The 7,079-nt window shown below is 70.8% G+C and carries 8 protein-coding genes and 1 pseudogene; all 9 read right to left on the bottom strand.

The window, feature by feature from the left end; all coding sequences use genetic code 11:
* Window positions 1-280: pseudogene (locus Q0L11_RS10020) on the bottom strand (PhoH family protein); the annotation flags it as partial.
* Window positions 277-1,632, bottom strand: a complete 1,356-nt coding sequence (gene miaB / locus Q0L11_RS10025) for a tRNA (N6-isopentenyl adenosine(37)-C2)-methylthiotransferase MiaB (RefSeq protein ID WP_296597026.1) — start codon at window positions 1,630-1,632, stop codon at window positions 277-279. The pseudogene Q0L11_RS10020 and the gene miaB, both read right to left, overlap by 4 nt.
* 63 nt (window positions 1,633-1,695) lie before the next feature.
* Entirely contained in the window at window positions 1,696-2,067 is a 372-nt protein-coding gene (locus tag Q0L11_RS10030; protein WP_296597034.1) for a Fur family transcriptional regulator, read from the bottom strand.
* Between the two features lie 70 nt (window positions 2,068-2,137).
* Window positions 2,138-2,593, bottom strand: a complete 456-nt coding sequence (gene rimI / locus Q0L11_RS10035; RefSeq protein ID WP_296597027.1) for a ribosomal protein S18-alanine N-acetyltransferase — start codon at window positions 2,591-2,593, stop codon at window positions 2,138-2,140.
* Window positions 2,584-3,228: a tRNA (adenosine(37)-N6)-threonylcarbamoyltransferase complex dimerization subunit type 1 TsaB gene (gene tsaB, locus Q0L11_RS10040; RefSeq protein WP_296597036.1), complete on the bottom strand. Its 645-nt coding sequence runs from the start codon at window positions 3,226-3,228 to the stop codon at window positions 2,584-2,586. Before tsaB ends, rimI begins: the two co-directional genes overlap by 10 nt.
* A 34-nt stretch (window positions 3,229-3,262) precedes the next feature.
* Window positions 3,263-3,838 carry a NifU family protein gene (locus Q0L11_RS10045; protein WP_296597028.1) on the bottom strand — a complete coding sequence of 192 codons (576 nt, stop codon included), beginning with the start codon at window positions 3,836-3,838 and terminating at the stop codon, window positions 3,263-3,265.
* A 77-nt stretch (window positions 3,839-3,915) separates the two neighbouring features.
* Window positions 3,916-4,392, bottom strand: coding sequence for a universal stress protein (locus Q0L11_RS10050; protein ID WP_296597030.1), 477 nt, complete (start codon window positions 4,390-4,392; stop codon window positions 3,916-3,918).
* Window positions 4,393-4,428: 36 nt separating this feature from the next.
* Complete coding sequence (trpS, locus tag Q0L11_RS10055) at window positions 4,429-5,463, bottom strand: tryptophan--tRNA ligase (protein ID WP_296597031.1); 1,035 nt, start codon at window positions 5,461-5,463, stop codon at window positions 4,429-4,431.
* Window positions 5,464-5,591: 128 nt separating this feature from the next.
* On the bottom strand, window positions 5,592-7,079 hold a 1,488-nt coding region (gene murJ, locus Q0L11_RS10060; protein ID WP_296597033.1), incomplete at its 5' end, for a murein biosynthesis integral membrane protein MurJ.

Raw genomic sequence — 7,079 nt, forward strand, 5'->3', positions numbered from 1 at the left:
TTCCGGGCGCGGGCGCGCCGGTCCGCGCCTGGCCGATGGCCACCCGCACGTCGGCCTCCTCGACCTCCAGCCCCTGGTCGGCGCGCTCGGCGATGGCCTGCACGGCCTTCTTCGCCTGGCCGCGCGCCTTGGCGTCGCCCGACAGCGACACGCCGCCGCCCGGCGTCTCCACCAGCACCTTGAAGGCGTCCTCGATCAGCGCGACGTGCCGGCTGCTCGGCCCGGCCACGGCCCGCGCGGCGGCGTCCGACAGGGCGATGAATTCGGGGGCTCGGCTCAAGCGCTTTCCATTTCCACGACAGGCGCCAGGACGCCCGCCAGGCTGTTCTGCGCGCCGCTTTCAACCGTCACCGGAACGATCTGGCCCAGCATCCGATCCGGCGCGGTGACGAACACGGCCTGCAGATAGGGGCTCTTGCCGACGAGCTGGCCCGGATGACGCCCGGCCTTCTCGAACAGCACGTCCAGGGTCTTGCCCGCCTGGGCGCGGTTGAAGGCCAGCCTCTGCTCGTCCAGCAGGGCGTTGAGCCGGGCCAGCCGCGCGTCCTTGACCTCTTCCGCCACCTGTCCCGGCAGGGCGGCCGCGGGTGTGCCGGGCCGGCGGGAATATTTGAACGAGAAGCAGCTCGCGTAATCGACCTCGCGGACGAGCTGCAGCGTCGCCTCGAAATCCGCGTCGCGCTCGCCGGGGAAGCCCACGATGAAGTCGCCGCTGATGGCGATATCGGGCCGGCTGGCGCGCACCTTCTCGATGACGCGCAGGTAGCTCTCGGCCGTATGCGCGCGGTTCATCGCCTTCAGCACCTTGTCCGACCCCGCCTGCACCGGCAGGTGGAGGTAGGGCATCAGCGCCTCGACCTCGCCGTGCGCGGCGATCAGGGCGTCGTCCATGTCGCGCGGGTGGCTGGTGGTGTAGCGGATGCGGTCCAGGCCCTCGATCCTCGCCAGCCGCCGCACGAGCGCGGCGAGGCCGCCCTCGCCCGCATAGGCGTTGACGTTCTGGCCCAGCAGGGTGACCTCGCGCACGCCCTTGGACGCCAGCGCGCGGGCCTCGGCCTCGATGGCCTCGGCCGGGCGGCTCCACTCCGCGCCGCGGGTGTAGGGCACAACGCAGAACGTGCAGAACTTGTCGCAGCCCTCCTGCACCGTCAGGAACGCCGAGACCCCCGTCGGCCGGCGATCGGCCGGCAGGGCGTCGAACTTCTCGTCGGCGGCGAAGTCGGCGGCCAGGCGCTCGCCGCGGGCGCGGTGGGTCCGGGCGATCAGCTCGGGAAGCTGGTGATAGGACTGCGGCCCGACCACCAGGTCCACGGCGGGCTGGCGGCGCATGATCTCCTCGCCCTCGGCCTGGGCGACGCAACCGGCCACGGCGATCGTCATCCGCGACCCGCCGTCGGCGAGGCGCTCGTCCCGCATCTCGCGCAGCTTGCCCAGCTCGGAATAGACCTTCTCGGTCGCCTTCTCGCGGATGTGGCAGGTGTTGAGCACCACCAGGTCCGCGCCCGCCGGATCGTCCGTCATGCCATAGCCCAGCGGCGCAAGGACGTCGGCCATGCGCTCGCTGTCGTAGACGTTCATCTGACAGCCGTACGTCTTGATGTAGAGGCGCTTCGCGGGCGCTTGCTCGGACATGGCCGGCGTTATGGGGTTGCAGACCGCCCGGCGCAAGTTTCCCACCGGATCGGCGGCGGGAGACTAATCCTCCAGCGGCATCCCGTAGAGCTCCAGCCGGTGATCCACGAGCTTGTAGCCGAGCTTGCGGGCGATGGCCTCCTGCAGGGCCTCGATCTCGGGATCGACGAACTCCACCACCTTGCCGGTCTTCATGTCGATCAGGTGGTCGTGGTGGTCGTCGGTGTGCTCCTCGTACCGCGAGCGGCCGTCGCGGAAGTCCAGACGGTCGATGATCCCGGCTTCCTCGAAGAGGCGGACGGTGCGGTAGACGGTGGCGATGGAGATGTGCGGGTCCACGGCGTGGGCGCGGCGATGCAGCTCCTCGACGTCAGGATGATCGGTGGCCGACGAGAGGACGCGCGCGATGACCCTGCGCTGCTCGGTCATGCGCATGTTCTTCTCGAGGCACAGCTTCTCGATGCGGTCCGACACGTGGTCCCCTCTGGTCTACCTTACGATAGGTCTAGACAGGTCTGGATGTAAGGTCGAGACGCATGACCAGCGCATCCGCCCGGCCGTTGGCGCCGCGGTCGTAGTAGGCCTTGCGCAACCCCGCGCGCTCGAAACCCAGGCGCTCGTACAGCGAGACCGCCGGGGCGTTGTCGACGTCCACTTCCAGGAACATGGTCTCGGCGCCGGCCTGCCGCGCCATGCCCATCGCCGCGGTCATCAGCGCCTCGCCCACCCCGCGCCGCCGCGCCCAGGGGGCGACGCCCACGGTGAGGATCTCCGCCTCGCCCGCCACGGCGCGGCAGATCAGCACGCCGGCCGGGTCCTCGCCCCGGACGACGAAGCCGAATATGCCCTCGCCCTCGAGGAGGTCCTCGAAGTCGGTCTCGTCCCAGGGCGTGTCGAAGGCCTGGGCGTGGACGCCGGCCATGTCGGGCGCGTCCTGTGGCGTCGCGGCCTTCAGCTCCAAGGGTCGATCCCCCCGGGCAGCTTGGCGTCGGGCGCGCGAAGGTAGAGGGGTCGCATCGGCGCGGCGGGCTTGGCGGCCGCCAGCCGCGCCACGGCGCGGGCGTCGCAGCCGTCGGGGGTCAGGATGTGCGCGCCCGGCGCAGCGTCGGCCAGCAGCGGGGCGCCGGAGCCGACCAGGGTCAGCGCGCGGCCCATCGCCAGTTCCGCCAGCCGCGCCGCCGCCGTGCCCACGGGCAGCACGTCGGGCGCCATCAGCGGCTGCCCGTCCTCGAAGACCTGCAGGTAGAGCTGGTCGCGGCGTGCGTCGATGGCGGCGGCGACCATGCCCGACGCCTCGGCCGCCAGCGCCTCCAGCGATCCGACCCCCACCGCGGGGACGCCCAGCGCCGAGCCCAGCCCCTTGGCGAAGGCCACGCCCACGCGCAGGCCGGTGAACGAGCCCGGCCCGACGGTGGCGCCGATCCGCTGGAGCCGGTCGAAGCCGATGCCCGCCTGCGCCATCACCGCCTGCGCCATCGGCGCCAGCCGCTCCTGGTGTCCGCGCGCCATCGTCTCGGAGGCATGCGCCAGCACGGTCTCGCCGTCGAGCACGGCGACCGAGCAGGCGGAAAGGCAGGTGTCGAGCCCCAGGACGATCATCGGCCCTCGGGTAGCCCGTTCGCGGTCCGGCTCAAAGAGCCTGTTCGACCGCCGTCACTTCCGGGACGTAGTGCTTCAGCATGTTTTCGACGCCGGCCTTCAGGGTCGCCGACGACGAGGGACAGCCCGAGCAGGCGCCACGCATGTTCAGCCACACCACGCCGGTCTCGACGTCGAAGCGGTTGAACAGGATGTCGCCGCCGTCCTGCGCCACGGCGGGGCGGATGCGGGTGTCCAGCAGGTCCTTGATCTCGGCCACGATCTGAGCGGTCTCGCCCTCGTAGACGCCGTCGTCATGGCCCCCGGCGTCGCTGTCGGCCGCCTCGTCGAACAGCGGGCGGCCCGAGGTGAAGTGGTCCATGATCGCCGCCAGGATCGGCGCCTTCATCAGCGGCCAGTCCACCGAGGCGTGCTTGCCCACGGTGATGAAGTCGGGGCCGAAGAACACCCGCGTGACGCCCGTGATCCCGAACAGCTCGGCCGCCAGCGGCGAGGCGGCGGCCTCCTCGGGCCCCCGGAAGTCGCGCGTGCCGTCGCCCAGGACGGTCTTCCCGGGCAGGAATTTCAGGACCCCGGGGTTCGGCGTGGCTTCGGTCTGGATGAACATGGGGAAGATGTGGCTCCGCCGCGCGCATAGCGCAAGCGCGGCGGATCATCCCTCCCCCTTATGGGGAGGGGAAAGGGCTACGCCAAATCCGCGATCTCGTCGTCGGTGAGGTCGCCCGGCACGATGGTGATGGGCACCTTGCGGCTGCCGAACTTCACCCCGTCCTTGGCGATCGCGCTCACCAATGGGCCAGGCCCGCGTCCGCCCACCGCGGCGGCCAGCACCATGATCTTGATGTCGGGATCCTCGGACAGCACCTGCTTCAGCGCCGCGCGGGTGGAATCGGCTTCGTGGATCAGGAATTCCGGCGGCAGGCCCGTCTCGGCCTGGACGTATTCGGCGCTCTGCTGCAGCGACGCTTCCGCCTCCTGCCGCTGCTGGCGGGCGATCTCCTCGCGTACGCCCGACCAGTGCTCGAACACCGCAGGCTCGATCACCCGCAGCAGCGCCACGTAGCCGCCCGTCGAGCGCGCGCGCCGGCACGCGAACCGCAGCGCCGCCTGGAACTCAGGCGACTCATCCGCCACCACCAGGAATTTGCGCCGGGTGCTCATGACGCAAGCGTGGCCCGGCGCGCGTTCGTCCGCAAGTCAGCCGCCCCAGAAGCCGACCAGCTTCTTCACCTCGGCCATGGTCGGCGCCGCGATGGCCCGGGCGCGCTGCGCCCCGTCGGCCAGCACGCGGTCGATCTCGGCCGGGTCGGCCAGCAGCCTGCGCATCTCGCCGCCGATCGGACCCATGACCGACACCGCCAGTTCGGCCAGCTTCGGCTTGAACGCGCCGAAGCCCTGGCCGGCGAACTCGGCCAGCACCTGCGCCTCGCTCACGCCCGCCAGCGCCGCATAGATGCCCACCAGGTTCTTGGCCTCCGGCCGGCCCTCCAGCCCTTCCGCCGTCTCCGGCAGCGGGTCGGGATCGGTCCGCGCCTTGCGGACCTTGCTGGCGATGGCGTCGGCGTCGTCGGTCAGGTTGATCCGCGACTGGTCCGAGGGATCGGACTTGCTCATCTTCGCCGACCCGTCGCGCAGGCTCATGATCCGCGCGCCGGGCCCCTGGGTGAGCGGCTCGGGCAGCGGGAAGAAGCCGGGCGCCGCGAAGTCGTTGTTGAACTTCTGGGCGATGTCGCGCGTCAGCTCCAGGTGCTGCTTCTGGTCGTCGCCGACGGGCACCTTGGTGGCCTTGTAGGCCAGGATGTCGGCGGCCTGCAGCACCGGATAGGTGTAGAGCCCGACGCTCGACCGCTCCTTGTGCTTGCCCGACTTCTCCTTGAACTGGGTCATCCGGTCCAGCCAGCCGAGACGGGCGACGCAGTTGAACACCCAGGCCAGTTCGGCGTGCTCGGGCACCGCCGACTGGGCGAAGATGGTGGCGACCTTCGGGTCGAGGCCGGTCGCCAGGTAGGCGGCGGCGATCTCGCGCACCTGCTGCTTCAGCTTCGCCGGCTCCTGCCACACGGTGATGGCGTGGTAGTCGGCCACGAAGATGAAGGTCGGGATCTCGTGCTGCAGGCGCGCGAACTTGGCCAGGGCGCCGAGGTAGTTGCCCAGGTGCAGGTCGCCGGACGGCTGGACGCCGGAAAGCACGCGTTCGGGGCCCGCGTAGGGGGCCGGAGCTTGGTCGGTCATGATGAGCTGGCTTCTCTAGGGAACAGGCAGGCGGGCGCAAGCCCGGTTTTCAGGGGGTTTAGGCGGTCAGCGCCATCGCCAAGTGTTGCGGTTCGAAGCCATGCCGAGCCGATACCGCCGGATCCGTCTCAGGACAAGTCGGCGGATGGCGCGGCCACATCGCCCTTGCGGCGGCGGAAGGCGGCGCGCGCCTCGGCGGGCGTCACACCGCCGAACGCGAACAGCAGCGCCGGATAGAGCGCCGCGCCGGCGATGCACACCACGATGACGGTGATCTCCTTGGCCCCCGCCCCGCCCGTGACCGCCGCCACCGGCGCCTGGATCGCGTCCCGGAAGTGCGAGGCCAGTGCGACGGCCGCGCCGAGGCCCAGACTGGCCAGGGTCACGCGGATCACCTTGCCGGTGGCGCGCGCCGACGGCGTCCACTGGTCGTTGCGGCGCAGGTACAGCAGCATCTGCAGCACGGTGATCCACGACGCCGCGGCGGTCGCCAGCGCGATCCCCTGGAAGCCCAGGGTGAAGAACAGCGCCACGCCCAGCAGGATGTTCACCCCCACCGACACCAGCGAGTAGATCATCGGCGTCTTGGTGTCGCCGCGGGCGAAGAAGGCCGGCTGCAGGATCTTGATCAGCACGAAAGCCGGCACGCCCCAGCCGTAGTGGAACAGCAGCCTGGCCGAGTCCGCCGCGTCCTGGTGGGTGAAGGCGCCGCGCGCGAAGAAGCCGTCGGTCAGGTAGAACGGCATGCCCATCAGCGCCGCCGCCGCGGGCAGGCTGAGCGCCAGGCCGAACACCACCGCCTGGTCCATCGCCGCCTGGGCGTCGTCGTGGTCGGCCTGTTGCAGCGCGGTGGCCAGCCGCGGCAGCAGCGCCACGCCGATCGCCACGCCCACCAGGCTGAGCGGGAGCTGGTAGAACCGCTCGGCCACGTTCAGCCACACGCGCATGCCGGCCACCTGGCTGGCCAGCATGGCCGAGATGAACAGGTTGATCTGGGTGGCGCTGGAGGCGATCACCCCCGGCACCATGCGCCGCACCAGCGCCTTCACCTGCGGCGTGAACCGCAGCGCCGAGGGCGTGATCCGCGCGCCCGAACGCCGCGCGCCCCACCAGCACAGCGCCGCCTGGCTGACCCCGGCGATCAGCACCCCCCAGGAGGCGGCGTAGGCGGCGGTCGTGGGGTCCTTCTGCGGCAGGACGACGATCAGCATCACCACGTTCAGCACCGTGGGATAGAAGCCGTAGATGATGAACCGCCCCCGCGCCTGCAGCGTGCCCGCGAACAGCGCCGCGATCACCATGCAGGGCAGGTAAGGCATGGTGATCTGCGTCAGGATCACCGCCAGCTTGAACTTCGCCGGGTCGGCCAGGAAGCCGTAGCTGTAGACCGTCATGATCCACGGCATGGCGAGCTGGCAGGCCACGGTGATGGCGATGGTGGCGGCGGCCATGGTGGCCAGGGCGTCGGCGGCGAACCGGTCGGCCGCCTCCTTCCCCTCGGCGACCAGGCGCTTCGAATAGTCCGGCACGAAGGCCGCGGCGAATGCGCCCTCGGCGAACATCCGGCGGAACAGGTTCGGGAAGGTCAGGGCCGTGTAGTAGGCGTCGGCCGCGAT

This window comes from Phenylobacterium sp. (genome assembly GCF_024508875.1).
GTDB lineage: Bacteria > Pseudomonadota > Alphaproteobacteria > Caulobacterales > Caulobacteraceae > Phenylobacterium.